The sequence below is a fragment of the Pseudomonas sp. FG43 genome (assembly GCF_057809175.1).
The window spans coordinates 32107-45840 of sequence record NZ_JBMDJL010000001.1 but is presented as its reverse complement, the minus strand read 5'-3'; the positions used below and the strand labels follow the sequence as shown (position 1 = coordinate 45840).

At 57.1% G+C, this 13734-nt stretch carries 13 protein-coding genes; 8 read left to right on the top strand and 5 right to left on the bottom strand.

Going from position 1 to position 13734, the window contains the following annotated elements; genetic code table 11:
* Positions 1-68: 68 nt before the first annotated feature.
* Positions 69-1499 (top strand): exodeoxyribonuclease I, encoded by a 1431-nt coding sequence (gene sbcB / locus ACODS3_RS00190; RefSeq protein WP_489032756.1) that lies wholly within the window; start codon positions 69-71, stop codon positions 1497-1499.
* A gap of 88 nt (positions 1500-1587) precedes the next feature.
* Here sbcB and mvaT read toward each other — a convergent pair whose 3' ends face one another.
* Complete coding sequence (mvaT, locus tag ACODS3_RS00185) at positions 1588-1965, bottom strand: histone-like nucleoid-structuring protein MvaT (RefSeq protein ID WP_201000236.1); 378 nt, start codon at positions 1963-1965, stop codon at positions 1588-1590.
* A gap of 346 nt (positions 1966-2311) precedes the next feature.
* Here mvaT and purU point away from each other — a divergent pair, with 346 nt between their 5' ends.
* Both purU and ACODS3_RS00175 read left to right on the top strand, forming a co-directional pair.
* On the top strand, positions 2312-3163 hold the full coding sequence (gene purU, locus ACODS3_RS00180; protein ID WP_201017449.1) for a formyltetrahydrofolate deformylase: 852 nt from the start codon (positions 2312-2314) through the stop codon (positions 3161-3163).
* 113 nt (positions 3164-3276) lie between these two features.
* The gene (locus ACODS3_RS00175; protein WP_201017448.1) at positions 3277-3453 is read left to right on the top strand and encodes a hypothetical protein; all 177 of its coding nucleotides are present in this window, start codon (positions 3277-3279) and stop codon (positions 3451-3453) included.
* Here ACODS3_RS00175 and gpgD read toward each other — a convergent pair.
* On the bottom strand, positions 3411-4199 hold the full coding sequence (gene gpgD, locus ACODS3_RS00170) for an N-acetylglucosaminyl phosphatidylglycerol deacetylase (RefSeq protein WP_201017447.1): 789 nt from the start codon (positions 4197-4199) through the stop codon (positions 3411-3413). The two genes, ACODS3_RS00175 and gpgD, sit on opposite strands and share 43 nt — an antisense overlap.
* Positions 4192-5313, bottom strand: a complete 1122-nt coding sequence (gene gpgS / locus ACODS3_RS00165; RefSeq protein WP_236250150.1) for an N-acetylglucosaminyl phosphatidylglycerol synthase — start codon at positions 5311-5313, stop codon at positions 4192-4194. The genes gpgD and gpgS overlap by 8 nt, the downstream gene beginning before the upstream one ends.
* A gap of 194 nt (positions 5314-5507) precedes the next feature.
* On the opposite strand from gpgS, the gene ACODS3_RS00160 reads away from it, so the two are divergent.
* The gene (locus ACODS3_RS00160) at positions 5508-6995 is read left to right on the top strand and encodes a helicase HerA-like domain-containing protein (protein WP_489032753.1); all 1488 of its coding nucleotides are present in this window, start codon (positions 5508-5510) and stop codon (positions 6993-6995) included.
* Between the two features lie 42 nt (positions 6996-7037).
* Here the strand turns inward: ACODS3_RS00160 and ACODS3_RS00155 are convergent, their stop codons facing one another.
* Both ACODS3_RS00155 and ACODS3_RS00150 read right to left on the bottom strand, forming a co-directional pair.
* Positions 7038-8510: an inorganic phosphate transporter gene (locus tag ACODS3_RS00155; RefSeq protein ID WP_201000231.1), complete on the bottom strand. Its 1473-nt coding sequence runs from the start codon at positions 8508-8510 to the stop codon at positions 7038-7040.
* 198 nt (positions 8511-8708) lie between these two features.
* The gene (locus ACODS3_RS00150; protein WP_201017445.1) at positions 8709-8906 is read right to left on the bottom strand and encodes a hypothetical protein; all 198 of its coding nucleotides are present in this window, start codon (positions 8904-8906) and stop codon (positions 8709-8711) included.
* 795 nt (positions 8907-9701) lie between these two features.
* Here ACODS3_RS00150 and pcaR point away from each other — a divergent pair.
* From pcaR to pcaF, 4 genes are all read left to right on the top strand, one after another.
* On the top strand, positions 9702-10544 hold the full coding sequence (gene pcaR / locus ACODS3_RS00145; protein WP_117183921.1) for a pca regulon transcriptional regulator PcaR: 843 nt from the start codon (positions 9702-9704) through the stop codon (positions 10542-10544).
* 148 nt (positions 10545-10692) lie between these two features.
* Positions 10693-11550: a CoA transferase subunit A gene (locus ACODS3_RS00140; RefSeq protein ID WP_201000230.1), complete on the top strand. Its 858-nt coding sequence runs from the start codon at positions 10693-10695 to the stop codon at positions 11548-11550.
* Positions 11550-12329, top strand: coding sequence for a CoA-transferase subunit beta (locus ACODS3_RS00135; protein ID WP_374063363.1), 780 nt, complete (start codon positions 11550-11552; stop codon positions 12327-12329). Before ACODS3_RS00140 ends, ACODS3_RS00135 begins: the two co-directional genes overlap by 1 nt.
* A complete protein-coding gene (gene pcaF, locus ACODS3_RS00130) occupies positions 12326-13537 on the top strand; it encodes a 3-oxoadipyl-CoA thiolase (protein ID WP_201017444.1) in 1212 nt (403 codons plus the stop codon). Before ACODS3_RS00135 ends, pcaF begins: the two co-directional genes overlap by 4 nt.
* Positions 13538-13734 lie beyond the last annotated feature (197 nt).

Here is a 13734-nt window from a genome sequence, read left to right as displayed (position 1 = left end):
AGGCTTTAATTCGCCACAGGCATGCTCGACAACCTACACTTTGCAGGTCTTTTGTTCAGGATCAGCCCGTGACCTCCAGCATCTTCTGGTACGACTATGAAACCACCGGTATCAATCCGCGCAGTGACCGTGCGTTGCAGATGGCCGGCATTCGTACCGACTTCGACCTCAATGAGATCGCAGAGCCCGTAAATCTTTATTGCCAGCCCGGCGACGACATTCTTCCTCATCCGGCGGCGTGCCTGATTACCGGGATCACGCCCGAGCGTCTGGCTGAAAAAGGGCTCTGCGAAGCTGATTTCATGACCCGTGTGCATGCCGAACTGTCGGCTCCCGGCACATGCGGTTCGGGCTATAACACGCTGCGTTTCGATGATGAGGTAACCCGTTACAGCCTGTATCGAAACTTCTTCGATCCTTATGCGCGAGAGTGGCAGGGCGGCAACAGTCGCTGGGATTTGATCGATGTAGTGCGAGCCGCCTATGCACTGCGCCCTGACGGGATTGTCTGGCCACAGGAAGAGGGCAGAGTAACCCTCAAGCTGGAACGCCTGACCGCCGCCAATGGCATTGATCACGGGCAAGCCCATGATGCGTTGTCGGATGTGCGGGCAACTATCGCTCTGGCGCGTCTGATACGTGAGAAACAACCAAGACTGTATGACTACCTGTTCGCTCTGCGCAGCAAACATAAGGTTCAGGAACAGATTCGTCTGATGCAGCCGCTGGTGCATATCTCAGGACGCTTTTCTGCGGCCCGTAATTATCTGGGTGTGGTATTGCCGCTGGCCTGGCATCCCAGAAATCGCAATGCCCTGATTGTGTGCGACCTGCATCTGGATCATTCGCCTCTGCTGGACCTGGATGCCGAAGTTCTGAAGCAGCGTTTATATAGGCGTCGTGAGGAGATGGCGGAGGGTGAGTTGCCGGTGCCGCTCAAATTACTGCATATAAATCGATGCCCGGTGATTGCGCCGCTCAGTGTCTTGCGCAGTGAAGATCAAGAGCGCTTGCAGCTGGATATGGCGGGCTATCAGGCGCGCGCGTCTCAGCTGAACGAGAGTCGTGAAGTTTGGCAGAGTAAATTGCCTGCTTTGTATGACAAGGATGATTTCACGGCCACCGAAGATCCCGAGCAGCAATTGTATGATGGATTTATTGGTGATCGTGATCGTCGACTTTGTGAGCAAGTACGCTGTGCCGAGCCGGAACAACTGGCCCATGATGCGTGGCCTTTTGACGATGGGCGTCTGCCTGAGTTGTTGTTTCGTTATCGCGCCCGTAACTTCCCCGATACCTTGAGTGACGAAGAGCAACAGCGTTGGCGCCATTTTTGTCAGGCGCGGCTACGCAGCCCGGAATGGGGCGCTCCCAATACCTTACAAAGTTTTACAGACGCGCTGGCCGAGTTGTCTGTTAATGCCACCCCTGCGCAGCTTCAGGTGTTGAATCAGTGGCAGAATTATGTACAGCATTTAACCGGGCGATTGGGAGTATAAGGCGAGAGGGGGGGGAATCTTATTAATAAAAAAACGCCAGCAAGCTGGCGTTTTTAACGGGTGCAGATGCGGTGCAGCCCTGTAAGGCTTAGCCCAGCAGAGTGGCCCAGCTTTCAACCTCGTCGCTGCCCCACTTGGCTTTCCACTCTTTCAGAGTTTTATGGTTGCCACCTTTGGTTTCGATGACTTCGCCGTTGTGCGGGTTTTTGTATTGCTTGACTTTGCGAGCACGCTTGGTGCCGGTAGTTTTCACTGCACCGCCACGAGGCGCTTTAACTTTGGATTCTGGATCCAGAAGTGCAATGATGTCGCGCAGCGATTTTTGGTATTCGCCCATCAGTGTGCGCAGTTTGCCTTCAAATTCCAGCTCGGTTTGCAGTTTGTCGTCTTGCGACAGGTTTTTCAAACGGGCTTGCAGTTCTTTGATGGCTTCTTCTGTGGCGCGGTATTCGTTGATCAGGGACATGAGGGAACCTTATGTTGTGATGGGTTTCAGGGTTACAGTCACGCAATAATAGTCAGAGAACTTGAGCAAGTAAACATTAAATAAAAGTTTTATTGGATTATTTAGAATATACACCCCGCCTACAGATTCATGGAACTAGCAAGCGGGTGTGCGACTCCCAAAGATGCACCCTATTAAAGCACCGCTAAATAGAGGGTTTGTTTGGGGCTTGAGCGCTGACAATGTGATGCTGGCAAGGTGCAATCTCTGGCGTCGGGTTTTCTTGAGAGGCAGGCAAAGGGAATACTGCAGTTTTGCCGCACAGTCGCTAGAATAGCGCCTTTGCGAAGTTCTGGAGTTTCCCTAAATGCGCACTTTTCGTCTGGTGATTGCTTGCCCGGACCGTGTTGGCATCGTTGCCAAAGTCAGTAACTTTTTGGCATCCCATAATGGCTGGATTACCGAAGCGAGCCACCATTCGGACAATCTCAGTGGCTGGTTCTTCATGCGTCACGAGATCCGTGCCGATACATTGCCCTTTGATCTCGAGGGCTTTCGCGAGGCGTTTACGCCTATCGCCGAAGAGTTCTCGATGGACTGGCGCATCACTGACTCTGCGCAGAAGAAGCGCGTGGTGCTGATGGCCAGCCGCGAATCCCATTGCCTGGCTGACCTGCTGCACCGCTGGCACAGCGATGAACTCGACTGCGACATCGCCTGCGTGATTTCCAATCACCAGGATCTGCGCAGCATGGTCGAGTGGCACGACATTCCTTATTACCACGTCCCTGTCGATCCAAAAGACAAGCAGCCGGCATTTGCCGAAGTTTCGCGTCTGGTCGGTCATCACAAGGCTGATGTGGTGGTTCTGGCGCGCTACATGCAGATCCTGCCGCCGCAGTTGTGCAGCGAATATGCCCATCAGGTGATCAACATTCACCACAGCTTCCTGCCATCGTTCGTCGGCGCCAAGCCTTATCATCAGGCCTCGCTGCGTGGCGTGAAGTTGATTGGTGCCACTTGTCACTATGTCACCGAAGAACTCGACGCTGGTCCCATCATCGAGCAGGATGTGGTTCGCGTCAGCCATCGCGACAGCATCGAAAACATGGTGCGCTTCGGCCGTGACGTGGAAAAAATGGTCCTGGCCCGTGGTCTGCGTGCTCACCTGGAAGACCGGGTGTTGGTGCATGACAACAAGACCGTGGTTTTCGATTGATCATTTGCGCCATTCGCGAATAAATTCGTTCCTACGCCTCTGTAGGAGCGAATTCATTCGCGAGACGTCATTGAAGGCGACAGATTTTCTTCGATTGTACGGGCGCCTTGCGAATGACCGATCCCCTCGACAAAGCCACCTCCACCGCGCCTCCCACTCTGGGCGAAGGCTGTCTGAGTCGCTACGACCTTGATGAGTTGACGCCTGAAGACGGCGCCGACTTCTCTGAGGCCGCTGAATTGTGGCGTCAGTTGCAAGAACAATCCCCCGAGCCCGACAGCAACGCTTGAGCATTCAGCCAGGCGATTTTGGTCATGGGCTGACGTCCTTCCTCCAGCAAGCGTTTGAGGGTGTCGAGCCAGTAGCGGCGCGAGAACCCATGGCGCATGTCGACAGGGTGCAGGCCCAGACGAATGGTCGGTGCTTCCTGAATCCTGGACCTGTGCAGTTCGCTGACCACTTTCGATACGCCTCGCCGCCAGGAACTTCGTGCGCTCCAGACAAGACCGGGTGCATCGATGCTCGTAAAGTCAGGTAATCGATAAAGGTGCTGCGAGTCGCTGGTGTAAGCCAGTGGTAGTTGGCGCAACGCTTCGCGGGTGCCTTGGCTCATCAACCAGGCGGGTGCCACAAAACCGTGAAGGGGCCAGGCATGGCGTCTGAACAGTTCAATCCCCGCTTCCAGTCGCGCAAGGGCTTGTTGCCGGTTCAGGGTGTAAAACTCGCCTTCCCAGGTGAAGATGCGACGCATGAAGTATTCATGCAGTGAGCGGGGCGCAGGGCCGTCGTCGTAGTGACAGTAACCATGCAATGCCAGCTCATCGCCTCGTTCAAGCCTGCTGTGCAGCAGGTTAGGCAAGTACGGGTCGTTATCCAGCGGGTGGCGTTTGTGGAAGTCCGGTACGACCAGCCAGGTGATGGGGATCGAGCCCAATGCATCCACGGCAGCCACAAAGGGCTGATAGTCGGCCCAGGTTGGCGGCGCGACATCATGCAGGACCAGCAGGACACTGCGCGGTTTCGGCGTTTCAGCCATGGGCGAGTGCTGGCAGGCGACAGCCCAGGACTGCTCGATAATGTTCGAGCAGGCCGCTGATCACGTTATCCCAACTGTAACGCTCCTCGACATGGCGCCGAGCCGCCAGGCCTTTCTGCTGCGTGTCATGGCTGAACAACTCGCGAACGGCGAAGGCCATCGCCTGGGGATCATTCGCATGACACAACAAGCCGCACTCCGGTTTTACTATTTCAGTAAAGGCCCCGGCCGCGACGGCAATTACGGGAATGCCGCTGGCCATGGCTTCAAGGATTACCAGGCCGAAAGTCTCCTGATCGCCTGCATGTACCAGGGCATCGGCACTGGCCAGCAGTTGTGCCAGCAGCCTGGTGTTGCAGAAGCGTCCGATGACCGAAACATTGTCCGGCACCTGGACCGGCATATGTGAGCCCACCAGCAACAGGTGATAGTGCGGGCCAAGTTGGCGCATGCATTCAAGCAAGACCGGCAACTTTTTCTCTTTCGAGCCGCGCCCGGCAAATATCAGCAGATGGGTATGTTCGTTCAAGCCGAGTTCAGTTCTGATGTCCGGGTTTCGATGGCGGGGGTTGAATGTCTCCAGATCGACGCCCAGGGGCTGTGTATAAACATTTTCTACGCCCAGGGATATCAACTTGTCAGCCATGATCTGACTGGGCGCCAATACCCGGTCGAAGTTGCCGTATAACTTGCTGATGTAGGCTTCGACACTGGTCCCCATCCAGTGGCCCATGCGGTTGCTGACCAACAATGGCAGATCCGAGTGATAGAAGCCGATCACCGGCACTTCCAGTTGCCGCCGGGCATCGAGTGCCGCCCAGGCAGTGAGGTAGGCATCGCCGACTTCTATCAGGTCCGGTTGCAGGCTATGCAATACATTGCGCCAGGGCGATACCCGTAACGGAAAGCGGTAACCATTGCTGAACGGCAAGGCAGGAGCGGCCACTTTATAAACCCCGTCGTTATGGCTTGAGCAGGCACCGGGGATCAGCAGGCTGTGGCGCACATCCGGGTAGCGCTCAAGGCGGCGGTGCTTGGCATCGAGGTAAGTGCGTACTCCACCGCTGGCGGGGGCGTAGAACATGGTCATGTCGGCGATATGCACAGTTGGCACTCCTGCGATCAATGGCAGTTCTTTCCTTGACCTCCCACAAGAATAGATGTTCGCGTGCAAATCCCGCCGCCCGGCGGGAGGATGGCAGTCAGCCTTGTTGAAACTGGTCAATACTATGCGTTCTATAAAAAGCGGCTGGCTGGCGGTCAGCTATTTCCAACAGCTCTGCATGATGTGCATGAGAAGGTGATGACATGCCTGATTCTCAGGAAATTGCGTTGGGGGCCGACCTTGGTGGGCAACCGGTCTTTCAGGCTTTGCGCCTGACCAATCGTCATGGTCTGGTGGCCGGTGCAACCGGGACTGGCAAGACGGTCACCTTGCAGCGTCTGGCTGAAGCCTTCAGCGATGCCGGCGTGGCCGTATTCGCCGCGGATATCAAGGGCGATCTCTGCGGGCTGGGGGCAGCGGGCAATCCTCAGGGCAAGATTGCCGAACGGATTGCCGGGATGCCCTGGCTCAATCACAAGCCTCAGGGATATCCAGTAACGCTGTGGGATATCGACGGCAAGTCCGGCCATCCCTTGCGCACGACATTGAGTGAAATGGGGCCGTTGTTGCTGGGCAATCTGCTTGAACTGAGCGACAGCCAGCAATCGGCGTTGTACGCAGCCTTCAAGGTGGCTGATCGTGAAGGCCTTCTGCTGCTGGATATCAAGGACCTCAAGGCACTGCTCAACCATTTGCGCGATAACCCGCAGTTGCTGGGGGAAGATGGCGCGCTGATGACTACCGGTTCCAGCCAGGCTTTGCAGCGGCGTCTCGCGGTTCTGGAGCAGCAGGGCGCAGAAGCCTTGTTTGGTGAGCCGGCCTTGCTACTGGAAGATATCCTGCGGCCTGCCAGCGACGGGCGAGGGCGCATTCATCTGCTGGACGCCAGCCGCCTGGTACACGAAGCCCCCAAGGTCTACGCCACTTTCCTGCTGTGGTTGCTGGCAGAACTCTTCGAGCAATTGCCTGAGCGTGGCGATGCAGACAAGCCGCTGCTGGCGCTGTTCTTCGATGAAGCGCATCTGTTGTTTGCCGATACGCCCAAGGCCTTGCAGGAGCGGCTTGAACAGGTGGTGCGTCTGATTCGCTCCAAGGGTGTCGGTGTGTATTTCGTCACTCAGTCGCCCGGTGACCTGCCGGATGACATTCTGGCGCAGTTGGGGCTGCGTATTCAGCACGGGCTTCGAGCGTTTACGGCCAAGGAGCAGAAGTCGCTGCGTGCAGTAGCCGATGGTTTCAGGCCCAACCCTGAGTTCGATGCATTGAGTGTGCTGACTGAGCTGGGAATCGGTGAAGCGCTGGTGGGCACCTTGCAGGACAAGGGTACGCCGGCCATGGTCCAGCGGGTTCTTGTGGCTCCTCCTCAATCGCGCATCGGGCCGCTGAGCGAAGCCGAGCGTGTCAGCCTTATCAGCCAGTCGCCTCTGGCGGGGCGCTATGACAGGCCTGTCGACCGGGAGTCGGCCTACGAAATACTGGTCACCCGCAAAGCGAGCGAACCGAGTCAGGCCGATGCACCTGCCGCAAACACGCAGGAGTCGGAAAGTTTCGGGGACAAGGCCAGTGAGTTTCTGGGAAGCGTTGCAGGGCAGGCGGTGAAAAATGCCATGCGTCAGGCGGCGACTCAATTGGGTCGTGAGCTGGTGCGGGGTTTGATGGGGTCGTTGCTGGGCGGCAAGAAGCGCAGGTAAGGCGTCAAAGGCGGTGCGTGCGCACCGCCTTTGTATGGAGCATCAGGCCAGCGCTTTGGACGCGAGCCAGAACAGACAGGCCGACAGTGCGACAGTGGCTGGAAGGGTCAGGACCCAGGCCAGCAGAATCGTACGTACGGTGCCGCCTTGCAGGCCGCTCCTGTTGGCAACCATGGTTCCGGCAACACCCGACGACAGGATGTGGGTGGTCGAAACGGGCAGGCTGAAGATGTTGGCCATACCAATTGCGCAGGCTGTGGTGATCTGCGCAGACATGCCTTGAGCGTAAGTCATGCCTTGCTTGCCGATCTTCTCGCCAATGGTCAGTACCACACGTTTCCAGCCGACCATGGTGCCGATACCCAGCGCCAGTGCAACGGCCAGGATTACCCAGAACGGTGCGTATTCGGTCGTACCGGTCAGGTCCTTGCGAAGTTTTTCCAGGTCGGATTTTTCACGAGCGCCCAGGTTTGGCAACTTGCCGACCTTGCGTGCAGTGTCATCCAGGCAAAGCAGGTAGCGACGTACCTCGATGCGTTGCTCGGAAGACAGCGAGTGGTAATCGGCAACGCCTTTCAATGTGTCGAGCAGTGCGTCGATGGTTGGCTCGGTCTGCTCCGGGTTACATGCGGAACTGGATGGCAGGTCGCCCTTGAACGACTTGCCCATGGCCAGGTATTCGCCCAGCGTGTTGCTGTTGCGCTGATAGAACTGGCTCAGGTGCAGGGTTGCATCCCGGGTGCGCTCGATCTGGTAGGTCGTGCTGTTGAGGTCCAGTACGAACTGGCTTGGCACGATACCGATCAATACCAGCATGATCAGGCCGATACCTTTCTGGCCATCGTTGGAGCCGTGTACAAAGCTGACGGCCATGGCCGAAATGACCAGTACCAGACGGTTCCAGAACGGTGGGTGCTTCTTGTCGTCGATCTTGCGACGCTGTTCAGGCGTCTTGTGCATCTTGGACAGGGGGCGCCACCATTTCAGTGCGATGAGCACCAGGCCCGCCACCAGGAAGCCAGCCAGTGGCGAGAACACCAGCGATGCGCCGATATCCATCGCTTTCTGCCAGTTGACGCCCTCGCTCAGGGGGATGTCGTTGATCAGGGCGTTGGCCAGACCCACGCCAAGGATCGAGCCGATCAGCGTATGGGAACTCGATGCCGGGATACCGAAGTACCACGTCCCCAGGTTCCAGGCGATCGCGGCAGCCAGCAGCGAGAACACCATCGCCAGCCCGTGTCCTGTGTTGACGTTGATCAGCATTTCCACCGGAAGCAGGTGGACGATGGCATAGGCCACGCCGACACCGCCCAGCAGGACGCCGAGAAAGTTGAACACACCCGAGAAGAACACGGCCAGATGAGGCGGCATTGCCTTGGTGTAAATGACTGTCGCCACCGCGTTGGCGGTGTCATGAAAGCCGTTGATGAACTCGAACGTTAGGACGAATGCCAGGGCGAGCAACAGGCTCACTAACACCCAAGCATCTAGCCCGCTGAATAAATCGATCATGTAGGTTTTCTGACCCGGTCTGAAGGGGGCGCGATTATGACAGAAAAAATACGGATCGACTTGCCAGCCGCTGATTGGTATCGATTAAAGTCAAAAAAAAGGCATGCCACAGGTGCCCGAATGATTGCTCAATGGGACGGTGACGCCTGTGTGGCTGGCATTTTCAGGTCTGGGCGAACGGCTGAAGCCCGTTCAGACCTATGTCTCTTCTTTCAGGTCTTTTTCCATCTTCTGCAACTCTTGTTTGAAAGCCTGATCCAGAAGACTGGCTCTTTTACGCCAAGGCTTGCGTTCCGGTTCGGGTTGCGCGGCATAGGTGGTGACTTCCCCGCCGTAGACATCCTTGTAACGTTGCTCCTGGCGCTCAAGTTCCGCGCGCAGTTCATCTTTAGTCACTGAGTTACCTGATCTAAGTCAATTGAGTCTGGTGATAACGCTGAGCACGCAAAAGTGTTCGCTCGTGTGAGCTGACCGGCGAAATACATTCGTGGCTGTCTGGCCACGCAGGGATTCCGGCTTTTTCACAAGGCCTTTGACACGTTGCTGCTCGCGGCTACGGGGCACCAGAAAAAACAGCTGTCGTAGCGACATTCGTTTTTGGGTTGGGCGCTAATGCTTAACGTTGACTGGTCCTTGCACCGAAAAATTAACTGCATGTTGCGCAGGAGGGCAAGGTATCGCCAATCAAGTGATCGATACTATCTCCAAGAAGTTCAGTCTCGTCAACTATAGGCGTTGTCCGGACGCCATGAGATTTCATGAATATTGTTTTTTTTGTGAGACTCTTCCGAAGTTTTGGTGAGTAATGAATATGACAGAACTTTCATCGATGAAAGTCTGATGCGCCGGGACAGAATACTGGCGACAAAATTCAAATGAAAATGAGAGAGGCGATTTATCGAGTGATCATTGAGGGTGCGTCAGGATGTCGCAGTCTGGATCGCTCTAATGAAAACGGCCTTGCTTCGTGGGCAAGGCCGCTGCCTTGGACTTCTTAGTGGGTACCTGACCAGGATTTCCAAGAAGTCACTTCATGGCAGGCGTAAAGGTATAAGTATATTTGCGACGGGTCAATTGCGATTATCGGCCATTGGTTCGATAATCGCACAATCCGGGCTTCGCAGAACCCCTTGAAAAGGGGCTGAAGCCAGCGGTTTACAAGGCCTGAGAGCTGTTACAGAGGTGTTGGCAATGAATGATGAACTGCGTAATTCTTTTGCATCGCTGGCACCGCCTATCGTGGCATCGCCTGCAAAACGTATTCAGGCACTGACCGGCGACCCCGATTTCATGACGTCACTGGCGCGTGGCCTGGCAGTGATTCATGCCTTCCAGGAGCGCAAGCGGCATCTGACCATTGCCCAGATCAGCCATCGCACGGAAATTCCCCGGGCTGCGGTTCGGCGTTGTCTGCATACGCTGATCAAGCTGGGTTATGCGACGACAGACGGTCGAACCTACTCATTGTTGCCCAAGGTCCTGACGCTGGGTCATGCCTATCTGTCCTCGACCCCTCTGGCGGTTTCTTCCCAGCCTTATCTGGACCGCATGAGCGATATGCTGCATGAGGCCTGCAACATGGCGACCCTCGAAGGCGATGACATTCTTTATATCGCCCGCTCGGCAACCACCCAGCGGCTCATTTCCGTCGATCTGTCTGTCGGTGGTCGCTTGCCGGCTTATTGCACGTCCATGGGACGTATCCTGCTGGCGGCGCTGGATGATGTGTCGTTGCGTGAATATCTGGATCATGTGGATTTACAGCCCAAGACCAGCCGCACCATTCGCACTCCCGAAGCACTGCTCGAATGCCTGCAACTGGTTCGCCAGCAAGGCTGGTGCATCGTCGATCAGGAACTGGAGCAAGGGCTGCGCTCGATTGCCGTACCTGTTTATGACGCATCGGGTCAGGTGCTGGCTGCGCTGAATGTCAGCACCAGTGCCGGGCGAGTGGCCCGCAGCGAGCTGGAGCAGCGGTTCTTGCCGATCATGCTCGATGCGAGCCGGGACTTGAGCACGCAACTGTTTACCTGATCGCTGTAGTCGCTTTTTAATTCGTTCGATTATCGAACGCTTAGTCGATTATCGGATTGTTTGCGATCGTGCTCAGGCATAACCTCATTTTCATTGCGGCGCTCTTCGCGCTGATCATTGAACGTGATGTTGGGTTCGGGAGCACCTCATGGCTGAAATTCTTTCTCTACGCGATGCAGTGAAGCAACTGGTCAACGACGGCGATACCGTTGCACTGGAAGGCTTCACGCATTTGATTCCTACGGCTGCTGGTCATGAAATCATTCGTCAGGGCAAAAAAGACCTGACGCTGGTCCGCATGACGCCGGATTTGATCTACGACCAATTGATCGGTGCCGGTTGTGCGAAACGGCTGATTTTTTCGTGGGGCGGTAATCCGGGCGTCGGCTCTTTGCACCGTTTGCGTGATGCGGTCGAAAAACAGTGGCCTCATGCGATTGAAATCGAAGAGCACAGCCATGCCGACCTGGCCAACGCCTACGTGGCCGGTGCATCGGGTTTGCCGTTCGCAGTGCTGCGTGCTTACGCCGGCTCCGACCTGCCCAAGGTCAACCCGCTTATCAAGACCGTGACCTGTCCGTTTACCGGTGAAGTGCTGGCTGCCGTGCCTTCGGTGCGCCCGGATGTCACGGTGATCCACGCCCAGAAAGCCGACCGCAAGGGCAACGTGCTGCTGTGGGGCATTCTCGGTGCGCAAAAGGAAGCGGCCCTGTCTGCCAAGCGCTGCATCGTGACGGTCGAAGAAATAGTCGACGACCTCAAGGCACCGATGAATTCCTGTGTATTGCCTACCTGGGCATTGAGCGCTGTCTGTCTTGTGCCGGGCGGTGCGCATCCGTCCTACGCCCATGGCTACTACGAGCGGGACAATCCTTTCTATCAAGCCTGGGACCCTATTGCCCGGGACCGCGAGAGTTTCACCGCCTGGATTGCCGAATACATTCATGGCACGGCGGATTTCAGTGAGTTCCAGAGCAAGTTGGCCAGCGCTGCGGAGGCAAAATAATGACTTACACCACCAGTGAAATGATGACTATTGCCGCCGCCCGCCGCTTGCGTAATGGCGCGGTCTGTTTCGTGGGCATCGGCCTGCCTTCCAAGGCTGCGAACCTTGCGCGCCTGACCTCTTCGCCGGATGTGGTGCTTATCTACGAGTCCGGCCCGATTGGTGCCAAGCCGAGCGTATTGCCGCTTTCGATTGGTGATGGCGAGTTGGCCGAAACGGCTGACACCGTGGTCGCCACCAGCGAAATCTTCCGTTACTGGTTGCAAGGCGGGCGCGTGGATGTGGGCTTTCTGGGGGCGGCTCAGGTCGACCGTTTCGGCAATATCAACACCACGGTCGTGGGCGATTACCACAACCCGAAAGTCCGCTTGCCGGGTGCCGGTGGCGCGCCGGAAATCGCCGGTTCTGCCAAGTCTGTACTGATCATTCTCAAGCAGTCGGCCCGCTCGTTCGTCAACAAGCTCGACTTCGTGACCTCTGTCGGCCATGGCGAAGGCGGCGACTCGCGCAAGCGCCTTGGGCTGCCGGGTGCGGGACCTGTAGGGATCATCACGGACCTGTGCATCATGGAGCCGGAAACCGGCACCAACGAATTCGTTGTGACTACGCTGCATCCGGGTGTCACTCGTGAACAGGTCATTGCGGCCACCGGCTGGGAAATCCGTTTTGCCGAGCAGGTCGTTTACTCCGAAGAGCCCACTGACGTGGAACTCAATGCCCTGCGTGAGCTGGAAGCTCGAACCGCGGCGGCTCACGGTCAGGTTGCAGGAGAAGCATGATGCGTGACGTCTTTATCTGCGATGCGATTCGTACTCCTATCGGACGTTTTGGCGGTGGCCTGTCTTCGGTGCGTGCCGACGACCTGGCGGCCGTGCCGATCAAGGCTCTGATAGAGCGCAACCCGTCGGTCAACTGGGAGGAGGTCGACGAGGTGTTTCTTGGCTGCGCCAACCAGGCAGGCGAAGACAACCGCAACGTTGCGCGCATGGCCGCTCTGCTGGCGGGCCTGCCGCCGAGCATTCCCGGCGTGACCCTCAATCGGTTGTGCGCTTCGGGCATGGACGCTATCGGCACCGCCTTCCGCGCCATTGCCGCAGGCGAGATGGAATTGGCGATTGCCGGTGGCGTCGAGTCGATGTCGCGCGCACCGTTTGTCATGGGTAAGGCCGATGCAGCGTTCTCGCGCAACATGAAGCTGGAGGACACCACCATCGGCTGGCGCTTCGTCAATCCGGCCATGAAGGCTGCGTACGGCGTCGATTCCATGCCGGAAACCGCCGACAACGTGGCGGATGACTTCAAGATTTCTCGAGCCGATCAGGACGCTTTCGCCCTGCGCAGCCAGCAACGCACCGCCGTTGCTCAGGCTGCGGGCTTTTTCGAGGAAGAGATCGTGCCGGTGCGGGTCGCTCACAAGAAGGGCGAAACCATCGTCGACAAGGATGAACATCCACGCGCCGATACCAGTCTGGAAACGCTGGCCCGGCTCAAGCCTGTCAACGGTCCGGAAAAAACCGTTACCGCTGGCAATGCCTCGGGCGTCAACGACGGCGCGGCAGCCTTGATTCTGGCTTCGGCCGAAGCCGTCAAGAAGCATGGCCTGACGCCTCGGGCACGGATTCTGGGCATGGCCAGCGCCGGTGTTGCACCTCGGGTGATGGGCATTGGCCCGGTGCCGGCGGTACGCAAACTGGTCGAGCGTCTTGGGCTGGCGGTTTCCGATTTCGACGTCATCGAACTCAATGAAGCCTTCGCCAGCCAGGGGCTTGCAGTGCTGCGTGAACTGGGGCTTGCCGACGACGCACCTCAGGTCAACCCGAACGGTGGTGCGATTGCGCTGGGGCACCCACTGGGCATGAGTGGCGCCCGACTGGTGTTGACGGCCTTGCACCAACTGGAAAAGACCGGCGGCCGCAAAGGTCTGGCGACCATGTGCGTGGGAGTAGGGCAGGGGCTGGCGCTGGCAATCGAAGTACAACCCGCGTAAGCGAATTCATTCGCGAGGGGGCGGCATATTCGATAGAGATATGTCGTTTGAAATACCGCATCGCGAATGAATTGGCTCCTACGGTGGCTAGGTAGGAGCCAATTCATTCGCCAGAAGCCGGTGCATTCAACAGAAGTGTGTGGTTTGCAATGCCGGGACGGTTGTACTTGTCGGGCTTGAGTGTTACAGATTGTTTC